The sequence below is a fragment of the Streptococcus mitis genome (assembly GCF_002096835.1).
Taxonomy (GTDB): domain Bacteria; phylum Bacillota; class Bacilli; order Lactobacillales; family Streptococcaceae; genus Streptococcus; species Streptococcus mitis_W.
Genome location: NZ_NCVG01000007.1, coordinates 1 through 681, shown reverse-complemented (window position 1 = coordinate 681; position 681 = coordinate 1). Strand labels below are relative to the sequence as shown.

The 681-nt window shown below is 39.4% G+C and carries 1 protein-coding gene; it reads left to right on the top strand.

The features are described 5' to 3' along the window. Window positions 1-150: 150 nt before the first annotated feature. A complete protein-coding gene (gene tnpA, locus B7699_RS00060) occupies window positions 151-615 on the top strand; it encodes an IS200/IS605 family transposase (RefSeq protein ID WP_000057429.1) in 465 nt (154 codons plus the stop codon). Window positions 616-681 lie beyond the last annotated feature (66 nt).

Genomic DNA, 681 nt, shown 5'->3' with positions numbered 1-681 from the left:
TTATGTGACTATTAGTCCGTCTCGCTCCGTTAGGTGCGAGACAAAACAACCACCCGCTATGCGGGTGCGCGTCGAAGGTTATACCAAAAAAACTCCGAACGCGATACAATAAAGGTGTTCAAGCCAATTGTAAAGCGAAAGGAGAAAAATATGGCACAAAAGGCTCATAGTTTATCGCACACAAAGTGGCACTGTAAGTATCACATTGTGTTCACCCCTAAGTATAGACGAAAAGTTATCTATAATCAATATCGAAGTAGTTTAGGCGAAATATTTCATCGCTTGTGTAGTTATAAAGGAGTTGAAATTATCGAGGGTCACTTAATGCCAGACCATGTACACATGTTAGTAAGTATTCCACCAAGGATAAGTGTTTCGAGTTTCATGGGTTATTTAAAAGGAAAAAGTGCACTCATGATGTTTGACAAACACGCCAATCTCAAGTACAAGTTTGGGAATCGGCATTTCTGGGCGGAAGGTTACTATGTGAGTACAGTAGGGCTTAATGAAGCCACAATTAAGAAATATATTCAAGAACAGGAAAAGCATGATATAGCACTAGATAAATTAAGTGTAAAAGAATATGAGGATCCCTTTAGGGATAGTGGTAAGTAATACTAAAGCCTCTTTGAGAGGCAAGTGACGAGTCAAGAGCAATAAGGCTTGAACAAAGTGAAAGCC

What these genes read in the sequence shown, in the direction of transcription:
- tnpA (WP_000057429.1), top strand. Translation starts at nt 151, where the DNA reads ATGGCACAAAAGGCTCATAGTTTATCGCACACAAAGTGGCACTGTAAG.